The organism is Lachnoclostridium sp. (assembly GCF_031997925.1).
Lineage (GTDB): Bacteria > Bacillota > Clostridia > Lachnospirales > Lachnospiraceae > Lachnoclostridium.
On record NZ_DAMADT010000009.1, the window covers coordinates 109114 to 109540 of the forward strand.

The following is a 427-nucleotide window of genomic DNA, read 5'->3' on the forward strand; positions in this document are numbered from 1 at the left end:
ATTAACTGCTACATCAGTATCAATCATTGCACCACCATAGGTTGCAAATACACCCTCAAGTGCCCAGCAAACAGCAGCGATCAGAGAACAAATAATTCCTAGTGTAAAATTGTCACTGCCTTCTGGCTTTGTCCAGTTAATAATGATTGCTCCCGCAACGCATACCAGCATACCAAGTAAAACTCTCTTTGTTATCTTCTGTTTTAGGAAGATCCAAGCAAATATAGCACCAAATAAACTACACATTGCAGAAATTGGAATCGCATATGCCCCAGCCATTGCAAGTCCCGCTAGGTAAGCACCATTCGCTATCGGACCGCCAAGTAAAGATCCAATCACGATCATTTTTCCTGGAAACGTATTTAAACTTCTTCCCATTTCTCGAATACGACCTTTTTTTACATTAAAGGCAGTAAGCCATATTCCC

The 427-nt window shown here is 41.0% G+C and carries 1 protein-coding gene; it reads right to left on the reverse strand.

Annotated features, from left to right (window positions below; translation table 11 throughout):
• The coding region (locus RTP52_RS08515; RefSeq protein WP_312370544.1) for an EamA family transporter at positions 1-427 on the reverse strand (427 nt) is incomplete at both ends.